The following is a 15,302-nucleotide window of genomic DNA, read 5'->3' as shown; positions in this document are numbered from 1 at the left end:
CAGATCAGGGCGGATACCGGGCCCCTATCCGCCTTGATCTGCCCTTGCCGGCCGGACCCGCCCCTGCTGGGGCGCTTCCGCAGCCTTGTCCTAGGAAATAACTCCGTCGACGAGCGCCTTCGCCTCGGCCTGGACCTGCTTCAGGTGGCCAGCGCCCCTAAAGGACTCGGCGTAGATCTTGTAGACGTCCTCGGTGCCCGAGGGCCGTGCCGCGAACCAGGCGTTCTCGGTGACCACCTTGAGGCCGCCGATGGACGCGCCGTTGCCCGGTGCTTCGGTCAGCTTGGCCGTGATGGTTTCCCCGGCGAGTTCCGTGGCGGTGACATCCGACGGCGACAGCTTGCCGAGGGCGGCCTTTTGCTCCCGGGTGGCTGCGGCGTCGATCCGGGCGTAGACGGGGTCCCCGAACTGGTCCGTGAGGCCCTTGTAGAGCTGCGAAGGAGACTTGCCCGTGACGGCGGTGATCTCCGAGGCCAGCAACGCGAGCAGGATGCCGTCCTTGTCCGTGGTCCAGACGCTGCCGTCCATCTTATTGAACGAGGCGCCGGCGGATTCCTCGCCGCCGAAGGCCCCTTCGCCGGAGAGCAGCCCGGGAACGAACCACTTGAAGCCGACCGGGACCTCAACGAGCTTGCGGCCCAGGCTTTCGGCCACGCGGTCGATGATCGAGGAGGAGACCAGGGTCTTGCCGATCACGGACTGCGGGTTCCAGCCGGTCCGGTGGCGGTAGAGGTAGTCGATCGCGACGGCGAGGTAGTGGTTCGGGTTCATCAGCTGGCCCCGTCCCTCTGGACCGACTGTGACGATTCCGTGGCGGTCCGCGTCGGCGTCGTTGCCGGTGGCGATATCGAACGCCGTTTTGCCGGTACCGGCGGCGGACATCCGGTTGATCAGCGATGCCATCGCCGACGGCGAGGAGCAGTCCATCCGGATCTTCTCGTCCCAGTCGAGGGTCATGAAGGCCCACTGCGGATCAACGGTGGGGTTCACCACGGTGAGGTTGAGGTGGTGGCGTTCGCCGATCTCGCCCCAGTAGTCCACGGATGCCCCGCCCATGGGGTCGGCGCCGATCCGGACTCCGGCCTCGCGGATGGCGTTCAGGTCCAGTACCGAGGGGAGGTCGTCCACGTAGCTGCTGAGGAAGTCGAACTTCCCGGTGGTGTCGGCGGCGAGGGCATCCGCCACGGGGATGCGCTTGACGCCGCGGAGTCCGTTTTCCAGGAACTCGTTGGCGCGGTTGGCGATCCAGCCGGTGGCGTCCGTGTCCGCGGGGCCGCCGTGCGGCGGGTTGTACTTGAAGCCGCCGTCACCGGGCGGGTTGTGGCTGGGAGTGACCACGATGCCGTCGGCCTGGGGCGCGCCGGCCGGGGAGTTCCGGTTGTGCGTCAGGATGGCGTGGCTCAGGGCCGGGGTGGGGGTGTAGCCGTGGCGGGCGTCGATCAGCACATTCACGCCGTTGGCGGCGAGTACCTCAAGGGCCGAATTCTGGGCCGGTTCGCTCAGCCCATGGGTGTCCTTGGCGAGATACAGGGGGCCGGTGATGCCCTGGCCCGCTCGGTATTCCACGATCGCCTGGGTGATGGCCAGGATGTGGGGCTCATTGAAGGAGGCCTTCAGGCTCGAGCCACGGTGCCCGGAGGTGCCGAAGGCTACCCGCTGGCCTGGGTCACCAAGGTCCGGCGAAACGTCGTAGTACGCATCCAGGAGCGCAGTGAGGTCAACAAGGTCTTGGGGTTGGGCAATTGTGCCCGCGCGGCTAGCCATTGCACCAGCATGCCAGACGACGGCGGACCGCAACACGGTTCGGCGCGAATCCGGCCCCTGTGACGCAAGAATGTCCTGATCGGCGGATCCTGCCGGCGTTAGTCTTGAGGCACGGACTTTAGAGGGGAACTCCATGACTGATCAGCCGACACCGGGCAACGACGAGGAGCCGAAGGGCGAGCTGCCGCCGTCGCACGTTCCGCCGCACGGGTCAGAGGCGCCTGCTCCTCCGGTGCCGCAGGCACCGCCGCACGTCCAGGAACCGGACTACAGCCAGTACGGTCAGAAGCATGACCAGGGTCAGCAATATGGCCAGGGCGCACCGGACTTCGGCCAGCCGGCGGGCACTTATGGCGCCCCGTACGGCACCACCCCGTACGGGACCGCGCCGGGAGCGCCGGGCCAACAGTATGGTGCGCCCGGACAGCAATACCCTCAGCCGGGCAGCCCGTACAACGCCTACGGCCAGCCGGCGTACTACGGCGTGCCGGCCGAGCCCAATGGCCTGAGCATCGCCAGCATGTGCTGCGGCATCGCAGTCTTCGTGGGGCTCGGGTTCTTTCTCCTGCCGCAGGTCGCCGCCGTCATCCTCGGGCACCTGGCCCTCAAGCGGGAACCGAGCGGCCGGGGCATGGCGATTGCCGGCCTGGCGATGGGATACGTGGGAATCGCGCTGACCGCAGTCGTGATCCTGATTGTCTTGCTGGCCCTCGGCAGCGCACCTTACCGCGGGTACGGTGTCTAGCCGGCATCGCCGCGTATGTGGGTTTCCGTTCTTCGCTCGCTGCTAACTCCGCGCGCATGACCGGCAACTCGTCGCGGCCCGACTCGCTGGTCAGAAGATGGAGAGGCCGGTTCGGGTGGTGAATTCGTCCAGGGCTGCCACCCCGGCAATGGAATTCCCGGACCTTCCGAGGCCCGGACTCCAGACGGAGATTGTGCAGTTGTTGGGCACCACCGCGATGATTCCGCCGCCCACTCCACTCTTCCCTGGAAGGCCGACCCGGTACGCGAACTCACCTGCTGCGTCGTAGGTGCCGCAGGTCAGCATCACTGCATTGATTCGCTTGGTTTGCGGTGAAGAAAGGAGCGGCGTGCCGTCCACGCATATTCCGTTGCTCGCCAGGAATCTGCTGGCCAAGGCCAGATCCGTGCAGCTCATGGCCAGCGAACACTGATTTATGTAGGCGTCCAGCACATCTTGGACCGGATTCTCCAGGTTTCCGCAGCTTGCGAGGAAATGGGCCAGAGAGGCGTTCCGGTGGCTGTGGCGGGCCTCGGATTGGGCTACCGCGGAGTCGATCTGGACCGAGTTGTTGCCACTTTCCGTCCGGAGAAGGTCGAGAACGGCACCCGCGGCATCTTGGGTGATGCTGACGAGCCGGTCGGTGACCACGAGAGCCCCAGCGTTAATGAAGGGGTTGCGCGGAATTCCGTCTTCGTGTTCCAGCTGGACCAGGGAGTTGAAAGGATTGCCGGACGGCTCACGGAAAACGCGCTTCCAGATCCCATCTCCGTCGCCGGCCAGCACGAGCGCGAGCGCGAACACCTTGGAGATGCTCTGGATGGAAAAGGGCACCTCCGAGTCCCCTGACGCGTACACCTCGCCGTCACCTGTTGCCACAGATATCCCGAATTGATCGGCGGCTACATCCCCCAGCTGGGGGATGTAGCGAGCCGTTTCCCCTTGCCCCAGCTGGGGCTTGATCGTGCCGACGATGTCATCGAGGAGGTTCTGGATATCCATGGGAATGTCTCAACCTTCTGGTTCAAGGAATGACCATGCGATCAACGCTGACCACTGGTACCCGTAATTATGATCTGCCGGGCTAGTCTCGGCCTGCTCCCAGACTAGGGCCTGTCCGTCTTCCGAAAATTGTGCGGCCGAGCCAATGTCCGGCGACGGCCTTGTGCCGCCGCCCAAGCAGCGGACTTCAGCTTCTTGGAGATTCCGTCCACAGCCGTATCTGAAGGTGGGCCAGGAGTCGCTGGCCCGGATCCTGCAGATCCAAGCCAGCGACTTCGCAGGATCGGCGGAGCCGGTAGTGGACGGTATTCCGGTGGATCATGAGCTGCTCTGCGCACCGGTTCACGTCACCGAAAGACTCCAGATACGCCAAGAGGGTCGCGGCGAACTCAGGGTAGCGCTCGCAGAGGAGGGTGATGCCCTTGTGGCGGAGGCGGTCCCTGGACCTGATCAAATCAAGCAGTTCGTTGACCAGCACGGTCGTCTCCACATCGCTGAAGGAGGCCACCCGCATAGTTGGCGTGTTCCTGAGGACTTTCAGGACATCGCGCACGTGCTCCAGTGAGGCGTGCAGACCATCCAACCGGTCAACCACTGGCCCGATGGCAGCCTGGACCTGGAGATTGAGGTGCCTACCGGCGTCCTTGACGATGACGTTGACCAGCCTGCTGATGGCCGCCGGAGACTTCACCGGGTCCAGGTCCGGCAGGATGATTGCCGTCTCGAGCCCCAGCGCGCCCACCACAGCGCCGGGCCTGTACGCCGCCGCATGGATTGAGATCAGGTTGGCCAGTTCTCCCCGTTGAAGCTGCAGCCCCGGGGCGGCCTGATTCAGGTCACCGGAAGAAATGAGCACCAGGGCCGCAGGCTTCGACGGGTCAAGGCCCGCGGACTGGGCCTGCGAATGGATCTGGGCGGTGCCGCTCAGAAGGCTCGAGACGCGGTCCCTGCGCATGGACTGCGATTGTTCATTGCGGTGCCGCACCAGCTCGATGGCAGCGTGGCGGGCAGAGCCCACCATGATCCGGTCAGTGTTGGCCGCGAGGCCTTCGGTTCCCTCCTGCAGCCAGATGTAACCCAAAACCCTCCGGCCCGCGTGAATGGCGATCGCTACCCGTTCGCGAAGGCCCTCTTCGGGATTGGCCGGCATGTGGATCGGCGCCTCACCGGCTTGGAGTCGCTTGTATACGCCTGATTCCTTGAGGAGTTTCTGGTACCGCTCCGGCCCCCTCCTGGCGAGGATCGACAGCCGGCGGAGTTCATCAACGTCATTCGAGGCGGGGGAGTACGCCAGCACCCTATTGGCTGAGTCTTCTATGACCACGTGACCGTGTGTAAGAGTCGCCGTGGTCTGTGCGATACCGAACAGATCGCGCTGCATGAACGTGGAGGTGTCCCCGGATGGCAGGGATTCACGGATCCGGTCTAGGACAACGCCCTCGATCCGGTCCCACCGCGCTGACGGAGATACCGCAATGAGGCCCACTCCGCTTCCGTGCAGGACTTCCTGTACTGCCGCGAGGTCGGAGGCCGTGCCCTTGACCGCGATTGCCACTGGGTGATCGGCGAGCAACGCGCGTACCTTCGGCAGTGCGGCCCTGCCTCGTGCACCCACGAGAAGGACCAAAGCTCCAGTCCGGACGGAATCCAGGTCTTCGGAGTCGACGATGAGCGTCTCCCCGACGTTCTCATTCTGGGCAGAGGGAGCCAGCAGCAACTGGGCGTTGTCCACGCCGATGTCCTCGAGAATGTCGCTGAGGGCGACGCGCGTGGTGTCGCCGTCGAGTTCGTCAGGTCTCACCGCGGCGTTCAGACCCTTCCCGATGCTTGATGTGCTTGATGGCCTGTTGCCACAGCCATGTACATTACTCGCCCTGCCGGTCTGCAAATTTGGTATGCCGCACAATTCCGTATTTGTGAATTTGTCGGCCTTGCCAAGTTAAATTTATCGCCCGGGATCTAGAGTTGGATACCGCCCCTCCCGCAGAATCGCTGCGACGGTAGCGGCACGAACCTTTCACAATTTTTCAACCGCTGAGCGCGGTACAGGAGTCAAAGGAGACCCCAGTAGTGACAAGCTCGCTGACCCCGGCATCGCCGGAGAACCACATTCGTTGCCTGCCGCCGTGCGGCTGGCGCCCGCAAGGGACGCAGTGAACACCTGCCGTACATGCCCGCTGTTCAGCTGACCTAGTACCGCACGCACGTTCAGCGTTCCGCCACAGCTGAACGTCTCCACCTCCCGAGGCCAAGCTTCGACGGAGACCACCACACCGCAAGGGACCCGCTACGTTCGGGCCGCCGAGGACAATTCCGTGCAGCCGCATTCCACGCACGCGGAGTTCCGCCGGCGTGCCCAGGGCCCTTCTTTCGACCAATGTTGGGAATCTCATGAAAACCAATAGTCCGGAACCACAGCTGGACCCCGCAGACGCTTTGGAAAATGATCGGGAGTTGCTCGGCGACAGGTTGATGGCCGCCCAGGACTTTTCCAGTGAAGAAGCCGGCTACCACAAAACCCTTCGGCCGCGGCAGATTCAGATGATCGCTATCGGAGGCGCCATCGGCACCGGACTCTTCATGGGGGCGGGCGGCCGGCTCAACGGCTCGGGGCCAGCCCTGATTCTGGTCTATGCCGTTTGCGGATTCTTCGCCTTCCTGATTCTGCGCGCATTGGGGGAACTGGTCCTGTACCGCCCGTCGTCGGGGTCTTTCGTTTCCTACGCCCGTGAGTTCTACGGCGAAAAAATGGCCCACACCGCTGGGTGGCTCTACTTCTTGAACTGGGCCATGACTTCGATTGTCGACGTGACAGCAGTGGCGCTTTACGTCAAGTTCTGGTCACCGTACTGGGAGCCGATCCGCGATATTCCGCAGTGGCTGATAGCGTTGCTTGCTTTGCTTGTGGTGCTGGGACTCAACCTCGTGTCAGTCAAGGTTTTCGGTGAGATGGAGTTCTGGTTCGCGCTGACAAAAGTGACGGCGCTGGTGGTGTTCCTGGTTGTCGGGGTGTGTTTCATCGTGTTCGGCGGCAGGACCGACGTCGGGACCCCGGGGTTCGGCGTGATACTGGACCACGGCGGCATGTTCCCCACGGGTGCAGTGGCTCCGCTTTTGGCAATCAGCGGCGTTGTGTTCGCCTACGCAGCCATTGAACTGGTAGGCACCGCGGCCGGTGAAACAGCAAATCCGGAGAAGGTGATGCCTAAGGCCGTCAATACGGTGGTGGCGCGGATTGCCATCTTCTATGTAGGGTCGGTCCTGCTGCTATCCATGCTCCTGCCTTTCACCGCGTACAAAGCCGGGGAGTCACCGTTCGTTACGTTCTTCTCCCACGTGGGTTCGGGGGAAACCGCGGCAGTCTCGGCGTCAGTCATGAACTTTGTGGTGCTGACGGCGGCGTTGTCCAGCCTGAACGCCGGGCTGTACTCCACTGGGCGAATCCTGCGGTCCATGGCGGTCAACGGCTCGGCTCCCGCCTTCACTGCCAGGATGAGCCGCAGCGGAGTGCCCTATGGAGGGATACTTCTGACCGCAGCCGTCACCCTGGTAGGAGTGGGACTGAACGCCTTGGTACCGTCGCAGGTCTTCGAGATCGTGCTGGAGATATCAGCGGTAGGCATCATCGGTGGCTGGGGAACCATCATCCTCTGCCACATCAAACTCCAAAAATGGGTCAAACAGGGCAGGGCGCAACGGCCCGCCTTCCGGCTGTTCGGTGCGCCCTACACCTCCTACCTCACGCTGGGCTTCCTGGCCCTCGTCCTGGTGACGATGGGTTTCTCAGACACCGGCCGGTGGGTATTGGCGGCGTCGCTGGCACTCATCCCGCTTCTTGCCCTGGGATGGCGCGCGTCGCGCAAGCGCAGGGAAGAAGCGGCCGCAGCGATGGTTTCCCGACAGGAACTTGTCAACTAGCCCCTTTCGTTTCGGGATGGCAAAACCGAGATGATGAGAAAGCACGGAGCACAAACAAACATGAAAGAAACCTTCGCATCCCCGAACAACGGAGGCGAGCCGGAGATTGGCACGCCCAGCCGGGCCTGGCGGGCACGCGCGGACGCCTGGGACTTCCTGGGATACGCCCTGAAGCAACTGGCTGCGGGCAGTCCGTCGCTCAGGAACCATGACGGACTGCTAAAACAGATCCGGCGGTCACTCGCATTGCTTGACGCCATTGAGCTCTACTGGGCGTTTCCTGGGTTGCCGGCGGTTGCCCAGCTGCGAACAACCGTCGGGGCGGGTGAGTACGGCAAGGGCCTGGATCTGGTGGAAAACGTGAAGACCCGTCTGTGCGGTGCAACGCCAGCGACGGAACAGACCCAAATCAGTCATGACCGCAACGAGCCTGCCGACAATGACGGTTTCCCGGAACCGTCCGAAGTATCCGCAGACCGGCCAAAGTTTGAGGTCCTGGTAGTGGACGACATCACCGAACAGGAAGCGGAGGCTCTGAAGAACGACATGCTCGGCCAGCGTCGCCCGGCGGACGCCTTCAGCTATGAAGTCAACGTTGTGTCCTCCTTCGAAGACGCTCTGGTGGCGTTGCTGATCAACCCGGACATTCAGGCCTGCATCCTCAGGCCGGGGTTCACCACTCGCGCAGGTCGCCTGGTAGGCAGCGACCTCAAGAGGTTCCTTGCCCGGTACCTGGACGACGACCTCGACGAGCTGCGCCCCATTGACCGGATACTGCGCCTTGCCGAGAAGATGGCAGAACTGCGGCCGGAGGTGGATGTCTACCTGGTGGCGGGCGTAGCCATTGAAGGCCTGGCTGGATCGTTGACCCGCCGGTTCAGGAGGATCTTCCGTCGCGAGGATCGCCTCGATCTGCATTTGTCACTCCTGGCCGGGATCGCGGACCGCTACGAAACCCCGTTCTTCACAGCCCTCCAGGAGTACAGCCGGCGGCCGGCGAGTGTCTTCCATGCGCTACCGATCTCCCGTGGAGGCTCGGTGGTCAACTCCCCGTGGATCAAGGACATGGGGGATTTCTACGGACTGAACCTGCTGTTGGCGGAGACGTCGGCCACCTCCGGCGGCCTCGACTCCCTGCTGGACCCGCACGGCTCCATCAAGAAGGCCCAAGAGCTCGCCGCCCGGGCGTTCGGCGCGGACAAAACATACTTCGTCACCAACGGAACGTCCACGGCGAACAAGGTGGTTCACCAGTCCATCGTGGCCCCCGGCGACGTCGTTCTTGTTGACCGAAACTGCCACAAATCCCATCACTATGCGCTGATGCTGTCCGGTGCGCAGGTGGCGTATCTTGACGCCTATCCGCTGAACCAGTACTCCTTCTACGGGGCGGTGCCGCTGGCAAGCATCAAGAAGATGCTCTTGGACTACAGGCGCGCCGGGCGGCTGGACGACGTCAAGATGATCACGCTCACCAACTGCACCTTTGACGGAATGGTGTACGACGTCGAACGGGTCATGGAGGAGTGCCTGGCCATCAAGCCGGATCTGGTGTTCCTCTGGGACGAGGCCTGGTTCGCTTTCGCCAGCTTCCATCCCGTCTTCCGGCGCCGGACCGGAATGGCAGCCGCCAGGAAACTGGATTCTGAGTTCAGGGACCCCGGCTATGCCGCTCGTCATGCTGAACAGGCTAAGACGCTGTGGGACCCGGAGACGGGCGAGCCCGTGGACGACGAGATTTGGCTGCGGACCCGGCTGATTCCGGACCCCTCGAAAGCGCGCCTCCGCGTCTATGCCACCCAGTCAACGCACAAAACGCTGACGTCGCTCCGGCAGGGCTCCATGATCCATGTGTTCGACCAGGACTTCGAGCACCTCAATGGGGAGGCATTCCGCGAAGCCTACATGACGCACACCTCGACTTCTCCGAACTACCAGATCCTCGCCTCGTTGGACATCGGCCGGCGCCAAGTGGAGCTGGAAGGCTTCGCGCTCGTTCAGAAGCAGGCCGACCTGGCCGTCAGCATCGCTCAAGCCGTGGCGCGCAATCCACTGCTGAGAAAATACTTCCGGGTGCTTGGCGCCCGGGAACTCGTGCCGGCCGCCTACCGGCAAACCGGGGGTTCCATGCCCCTGGGGCAAGGGCTTTCCGCGCTGGAGGAAGCCTGGCGGGTGGACGAATTTGTGGTGGATCCCAGCAGGCTGACCCTGGATATCGGCCTCACCGGGATCGACGGCGACACCTTCAAGCACGACTACCTGATGGATCAATACGGGATTCAGGTCAACAAGACCTCCCGCAACAGTGTGCTCTTCATGACGAACATTGGCACCTCGCGCAGCTCTGTGGCCTATCTTGTGGAAGTCCTGGTCAAGCTGGCCGAGGTCTTCGACACGGAGCAGAGAACCCTTGGTCCCCGCGGACTCCGTGCTCGCGATGCGCGCGTCAGCGCCCTGTGCAGTGCCCCGCCGGCGCTCCCTGATTTCAGCCGATTCGCGGAGCGCTTCCGGCAGGACGGAATGACTCCAGACGGGAACCTCAGGGCTGCGTACTTCGAGACATACAAGGACGGCGCCACGGAATACCTTGAGCCGGACGAGCTGGCCAGAAGAGTAGCGGCGGGCCATGAAGTGGTATCTGCCGGGTTCGTGACACCCTATCCTCCGGGCTTCCCGATCCTGGTGCCGGGGCAGGTGATCACCGAGAATACGCTGGCCTTCATGGCAGCGCTGGACACCCGTGAGGTTCACGGGTACGACCATGATCTCGGCTACCGGGTTTTCGTCGAAGGCCATGCCGGCCATCCTTTGGGCGCCGATCCTGATGCGATTCATCGCCGGATGGCCACGACGGGCTGACCTGTCTCCACCTGTCAGGGCTGTGGTGGGCGGTCCACAGGTTCAAGCCAGCAGCGCAGAGCAAGGATCGGCCCGGCGTGCAGCCGGCGCAGCGGCTGGGCGGCGGATGGTGCGGGCGGCGGATAGTGCCGCCCGCCACCCGCACCACGCCGTCGGGGACATCGCCCGCCGGCATGAGTCGCGACGTCGGACGCCTCGCCGAGGGCGGGGCCGTAGACGCGCGACTCAACCGGCGTGCGGTGCCTGGTGTTCATCGGGTCAGCGTACGCCGCCCATGAGCTTCCTGATCGCAGGCGAGGCGGCCGTCAGGCCCACGGCCAACAGCATGGCGGTTCCGCCGATGCCGATGAAATACGGCAGTTCGTCCTTCGGGTTGTACAGGCCGGACAGGATGCCCGCCAGTGTGGTGCCCAGGGAGACGGAGAGGAAGAACAGCGCCACCATCTGGGTGTGGAAGGCCTTGGGCGCCAGTTTGGTGGTCACGGACAGGCCGATGGGGGACAGGAACAGCTCCGCGAGTGTGAACAGGAGCAGGATTCCGACCAGTGCCAGCAGCGGGGTCTTGCCGCCGCCGGCCAGCGGGATGAAGGCCAGGAACGCCAGGCCCATCACGAAGAGGCCGATCGAAAACTTCAGCGCCGAGCCCGGCTGCTTGCGGCCGAGCCGCGTCCACAGGGCGGCCATGACGCCGGCGAAGACGATGATGAACACCGGGTTGATGGACTGGACCCAGGCGGCCGGCATTTCCCAGCCGAACAGGTTCCGGTCCAGCTTCTCCTCCGAGTAGACGGCGATGAAGGTGAACTGCTGCTGGAACAGTGCCCAGAACGCGGCCGAGGCGATGTACAGCGGGATGAACGCGGCAACCCGTCCGCGCTCGGTGGCGTTGACCTTCTTGCTGCTGAAGATCAGGCCGAAGTACAGCACCGATGCGCCGATGGCCGCGTAGGCCATGGACATGGCCAGGTTTCCGGCGTTCACGGTGCCGGTGATGAGCAGGGCCGCGATGATCACGGCGATGCCGCCGAAGATCAGGCCGTACTTGGTGCGCTCGGGGGCGGGAAGCGGGTTCGGGACCCGGTGGGCCTCTTCGGGCAGCTTGTTGCGGCCCAGCGAGTAGATGACCAGGCCCAGGGCCATGCCGACGGCGGCAGCACCGAAGCCCCAGTGGAACCCCTGGCTTTCCTGCAGCCAGCCGGTGACCAGCGGGCCGATCAGCGCGCCGGCGTTGATGCCCATGTAGAAGATGGAGAATCCGGCGTCGCGGCGTTCGTCCTTCTCGCCGTACAGGCTGCCCACGAGGGCGGTGGCGTTGGCCTTCAGGCCGCCGGAGCCGACGCCCACGAGCACCAGGCCGGCGATCAGGCCGGGGATGCCGGGCACGAGCGCCAGGGCGATGTGGCCTGCCATGATCATGATGGCGGAGCCGAACAGCACCCGCTCCGAACCGAAGAGCCGGTCCGCGAGCCAGGCGCCGAGGATGGTGGAGAGGTAGACGCCGCCGCCGTACGCGCCGACGAGGCCGGCGGCCAAGCCCTGCTCAATCTCCAAGCCGCCCTTGGCGGCCGAGAAGTACATGTAGTAGAGAAGGATGCCCTGCATTCCGTAGAAGGAGAAGCGCTCCCACATCTCTACGGAGAAGAGGCTGGCCAGCATCTTTGGGTGGCCAAAAAACGAGGTATCGCCCGGCGTTGTAGCGGGGGGACTGGATAAATGAGTTGTGCTCATTTACTTAATGCTGACACTGTGACGCGGAATTGTCACATTCGCGCGGGTCCGGGGCAAGTCATTCCCGGGGCGTGTCGTCGCCTTCGACGTCGAACATGATGACCTGACGGCTAGCAGCCCAGCTGCGTCGCCACCTGCAGCAGCAGTGCCTCGGAACCCATTCGCCCGATCAGCTGGATGCCCATCGGCAGCCCTGCGCCCTGTGCGCCGCCGGTCCAGTGCACCGGGACGCTGATGGCGGGCAGCCCGCACACGTTCACCATCGATGACCACGGCGCAAATTCGCACTGTCTGCGGTAATCGCCGTCGGCGTCCCCCGCCCACTCGGCCGCCGGCCAGTAGCCGTCGCCGTGGCCCGCCCCGGTGAACCAGCCCACCGGGCGCGGCGTCTGCGCCAGTGCCGGCATCAGCATGAGGTCCCAGCCGGCGTACTGGGCGATCGTATCCCGCTGGAACTGCCGCAGGAACCCGAGTGATTCATTGAGTTTGGCCGGGCTGCGCTGCTGGGCGCGCCGCCGGAACGTCCGGGTGAGCGGGGTCAGGAGCGCCTCGCGCTGGGGTGCGATGCGGGCGCTTCCGACGGCGGCGGTCCAGGCCGTGGTGAACGCGCCCGGATAGCGGTTGTCATAGCGGATCGCGGCTTCCGTGGTTTCGTGTCCGGCCGCCTCGAGCCGCCTGATGCCTTCGGCCAGGGCGTCGAGCGCCTCGCGGTCCGGGGTGAAAGGGAAAATCGTCTGCCACGGGCTGTCCAGGCTCACGCCGATCCGCAACCGGGGTGGCTCCTGGGACGCCAGCTCGAGGTAGCTCGCGGTGCCGGGCCGGTCCGCACCGGGCCCGTCCGCGACCGGACCGTCCGCCCCGGGCACGAGCGCGTCCAGCATCAGGGCGGCGTCGGCGGCGGAGCGTGCCAGCGGGCCGGCAACCACCAGCCCGGCGGGATCGCCGGAACTTTCCCCGGCGGGCACCAGCCCCCGGCCGGGTTTCAGGCCCACCAGTCCGCACGCCGCGGCCGGAATGCGGACGGAGCCGCCGCCGTCGGACCCCGGGGCGAAAGGCACCAGCGCCGCGGCGACCGCCGCGGCGCTGCCGCCCGAGGAACCGCCCGAGCTGCGGCTGAGCGCATGCGGGTTGCGCGACGGCGGTGCGATCCTGTTCTCGCTGTACGCCGTCAGCCCGAACTCCGGGACCTGCGTCTTGCCGAGCGAAATGGCCCCGGCACCCTTGAGCGCGGCGGCCAGGGCGCCGTCGGCCAGCGCAGGTTTGTGCTCAAGGGCGGCGCTGCCGTGGGTGGTGATGACGCCGGCAACGTCCGTCAGGTCCTTGAAGGCGACCGGCATGCCGTGCAGGGGCGGCAGGGCGCCGTCGTCCTTGCCGGCATGGCGGGAGTGGAAGGCGTCCGCTGCGGCCGCATCCTTCAGGGCCTGCTCCGCGGTGACGGTGATAAACGCCCCGAGATGCCGGTTCTCTTCCCCGATGCGGTCTAGGAAATGCCCGGCCGCCTCCCGGGAGGAGAGCTCGCCGGATCGCAGGGCGTCGCGCAGTTGGACGGCGGAGAGTTCGTGGATGTCAGCCAAGGACACGCGGCTCCGGCCGTTCCCCGAGCGCTGCGGCCGGCGCCTCAGGGGGACATGCCCAGTCCTGGGATCGGCGGGTGGACATGGTGGCATCATGCCCGGTCCTCGCGGCCAGGGGAGGGCATGTCCCGGGCTGGCCGCTGGACATGTCCCTCTGGGTGCCCTCCGTGTGTCCAGCCTTGGCATCACCGGAGGTTGCCGGAATCGTGGGCCGTTGGGCTGCCATGAGTCTCCTCTACGCTCTCCAGAAGCGTAACGTGCCTCCTGTTTCGGTGCACCGGCAGCGGCGGGCGATACGCTGGTGACAGACCTTGAATTCTGCGGAAAGGACGAACATGAGCGACTTCCATACCGTCACCGTGTCTGGCATCCCCGAAGGGGCCAAGATCCTGGACGTCCGCGAAGACTACGAATGGGTCGCAGGCCACGCCGAACGCGCCCTGCACATTCCCATGGACCAGCTTCCGGCCAGGCTGGAGGAACTGGATCCGGACGAGGACGTCTACGTCACCTGCCGCACCGGCGGCCGATCCTTACGCGCCACGCAGTGGCTCGTGGGCCAGGGGTATTCCGCAATGAACGTGGCCGGCGGCATGGACCAATGGCTTGAAACCGGAATGCCGCTGGTGTCCGACAACGGACTCAAGCCCGTCATTCTGTAACCGAAGAAGGAAGAGCCGATGCCCGCATCAACCGTCACCTACACATTTCTCGGCCCCGAAGGCACCTTTACCGAGGCGGCCCTGATGCAGGTTCCGGACGCGGCGAACGCCATCCGGATCCCGTCGTCGAATGTGAACACGGCGCTGGACAAGGTGCGGGACGGCTCGGCGGATGCGGCCATGGTGCCGATCGAAAACTCCGTGGAAGGCGGCGTCACCGCGACCCTCGACGCCATTGCCACGGGCCAGGAACTGCGGATCCTCCGCGAAGCCCTCGTGCCGATCAGCTTCGTGCTGGTGGCCAGGCCGGGAGTCCGGATCGAGGACATCCACCGCATCTCCACCCACGGCCATGCCTGGGCCCAGTGCAGGCTCTGGGTGGATGCGCATATTCCGGACGTAGAATATATCCCCGGTTCCTCCACGGCCGCGGCCGCCATGGGCCTCCTGGACGACGACGCCGCGCACTACGACGCCGCGATCTGCGCCCCGATTGTGGCCACCGAGCAGCCGGGCCTGACCGTGCTGGCCGAAAACATCGGCGACAACCCCGGCGCCGTCACCCGCTTCGTGCTGGTGGGCCGCCCCGGAGAACTGCCCGAGCGCACCGGTGCCGACAAGACCACCGTCGTGGTGCCGCTGCCCGAGGACCGACCCGGCGCCCTGATGGAGATCCTGGACCAGTTCGCCACGCGCGGCGTGAACCTGAGCCGCATCGAATCAAGGCCCACCGGCCAGTATCTGGGCCACTACTTCTTCAGCATCGACGCCGATGGCCACGTTGCCGATGCGCGGGTGGCCGACGCGCTTGCGGGCCTGCACCGGATCAGCCCGGCCACCCGCTTCCTCGGTTCCTACAGCCGTGCGGACGGCCACAGGACGGACGTGGCCCCGCACACCTCGGATCAGGCATTCCGGTCCGCACATGCATGGGTGAAAAACATACTTGCAGGGGCATCAGTGGTCCCGGAATATACGCCGGAGGCTTCGCCCAGAGCGTAGACAAATGCCACATCAGGCACTTCCGCCCCTCAGCAACTGTGCGTATGC

The 15,302-nt window shown here is 65.0% G+C and carries 10 protein-coding genes; 5 read left to right on the top strand and 5 right to left on the bottom strand.

Going from position 1 to position 15,302, the window contains the following annotated elements; all coding sequences use genetic code 11:
• Positions 1-90 precede the first annotated feature (90 nt).
• Positions 91-1,764, bottom strand: a complete 1,674-nt coding sequence (gene pgm / locus ACQCSY_RS08405) for a phosphoglucomutase (alpha-D-glucose-1,6-bisphosphate-dependent) (protein ID WP_427134801.1) — start codon at positions 1,762-1,764, stop codon at positions 91-93.
• A gap of 133 nt (positions 1,765-1,897) precedes the next feature.
• On the opposite strand from pgm, the gene ACQCSY_RS08400 reads away from it, so the two are divergent.
• Positions 1,898-2,509, top strand: a complete 612-nt coding sequence (locus tag ACQCSY_RS08400) for a DUF4190 domain-containing protein (protein WP_427134799.1) — start codon at positions 1,898-1,900, stop codon at positions 2,507-2,509.
• 90 nt (positions 2,510-2,599) lie between these two features.
• Here the strand turns inward: ACQCSY_RS08400 and ACQCSY_RS08395 are convergent, their stop codons facing one another.
• Positions 2,600-3,511, bottom strand: coding sequence for a glutaminase (locus ACQCSY_RS08395; protein WP_427134797.1), 912 nt, complete (start codon positions 3,509-3,511; stop codon positions 2,600-2,602).
• A 187-nt stretch (positions 3,512-3,698) separates the two neighbouring features.
• The gene (locus ACQCSY_RS08390) at positions 3,699-5,312 is read right to left on the bottom strand and encodes a PucR family transcriptional regulator (RefSeq protein WP_427134795.1); all 1,614 of its coding nucleotides are present in this window, start codon (positions 5,310-5,312) and stop codon (positions 3,699-3,701) included.
• Positions 5,313-5,902: 590 nt separating this feature from the next.
• Between ACQCSY_RS08390 and ACQCSY_RS08385 the strand changes: the two genes are divergently transcribed.
• Positions 5,903-7,429 (top strand): amino acid permease, encoded by a 1,527-nt coding sequence (locus tag ACQCSY_RS08385; RefSeq protein WP_427134793.1) that lies wholly within the window; start codon positions 5,903-5,905, stop codon positions 7,427-7,429.
• 60 nt (positions 7,430-7,489) lie between these two features.
• A complete protein-coding gene (locus ACQCSY_RS08380) occupies positions 7,490-10,288 on the top strand; it encodes an aminotransferase class I/II-fold pyridoxal phosphate-dependent enzyme (RefSeq protein ID WP_427134792.1) in 2,799 nt (932 codons plus the stop codon).
• A gap of 258 nt (positions 10,289-10,546) precedes the next feature.
• Here ACQCSY_RS08380 and ACQCSY_RS08375 read toward each other — a convergent pair whose 3' ends face one another.
• Positions 10,547-11,944, bottom strand: coding sequence for a peptide MFS transporter (locus ACQCSY_RS08375; protein ID WP_427134790.1), 1,398 nt, complete (start codon positions 11,942-11,944; stop codon positions 10,547-10,549).
• Between the two features lie 182 nt (positions 11,945-12,126).
• Positions 12,127-13,590, bottom strand: coding sequence for an amidase (locus tag ACQCSY_RS08370; protein ID WP_427134788.1), 1,464 nt, complete (start codon positions 13,588-13,590; stop codon positions 12,127-12,129).
• 335 nt (positions 13,591-13,925) lie between these two features.
• Here ACQCSY_RS08370 and ACQCSY_RS08365 point away from each other — a divergent pair, with 335 nt between their 5' ends.
• Entirely contained in the window at positions 13,926-14,252 is a 327-nt protein-coding gene (locus tag ACQCSY_RS08365) for a rhodanese-like domain-containing protein (RefSeq protein WP_427134787.1), read from the top strand.
• A gap of 18 nt (positions 14,253-14,270) precedes the next feature.
• Positions 14,271-15,254: a prephenate dehydratase gene (gene pheA / locus ACQCSY_RS08360; protein WP_427134785.1), complete on the top strand. Its 984-nt coding sequence runs from the start codon at positions 14,271-14,273 to the stop codon at positions 15,252-15,254.
• Positions 15,255-15,302: the final 48 nt, after the last annotated feature.

This window comes from Pseudarthrobacter sp. S9 (genome assembly GCF_050156545.1).
In the GTDB taxonomy this organism is placed as follows: Bacteria; Actinomycetota; Actinomycetes; order Actinomycetales; family Micrococcaceae; genus Arthrobacter.
This window is presented reverse-complemented; position numbering and strand designations above follow the sequence as displayed.

Bases quoted from the DNA above. Each gene is read 5' to 3' on its own strand.
- pgm (WP_427134801.1), bottom strand. From the start codon at position 1,764: ATGGCTAGCCGCGCGGGCACAATTGCCCAACCCCAAGACCTTGTTGAC.
- ACQCSY_RS08400 (WP_427134799.1), top strand. From the start codon at position 1,898: ATGACTGATCAGCCGACACCGGGCAACGACGAGGAGCCGAAGGGCGAG.
- ACQCSY_RS08395 (WP_427134797.1), bottom strand. From the start codon at position 3,511: ATGGATATCCAGAACCTCCTCGATGACATCGTCGGCACGATCAAGCCC.
- ACQCSY_RS08385 (WP_427134793.1), top strand. From the start codon at position 5,903: ATGAAAACCAATAGTCCGGAACCACAGCTGGACCCCGCAGACGCTTTG.
- ACQCSY_RS08380 (WP_427134792.1), top strand. From the start codon at position 7,490: ATGAAAGAAACCTTCGCATCCCCGAACAACGGAGGCGAGCCGGAGATT.
- ACQCSY_RS08375 (WP_427134790.1), bottom strand. From the start codon at position 11,944: ATGCTGGCCAGCCTCTTCTCCGTAGAGATGTGGGAGCGCTTCTCCTTC.
- ACQCSY_RS08365 (WP_427134787.1), top strand. From the start codon at position 13,926: ATGAGCGACTTCCATACCGTCACCGTGTCTGGCATCCCCGAAGGGGCC.
- pheA (WP_427134785.1), top strand. From the start codon at position 14,271: ATGCCCGCATCAACCGTCACCTACACATTTCTCGGCCCCGAAGGCACC.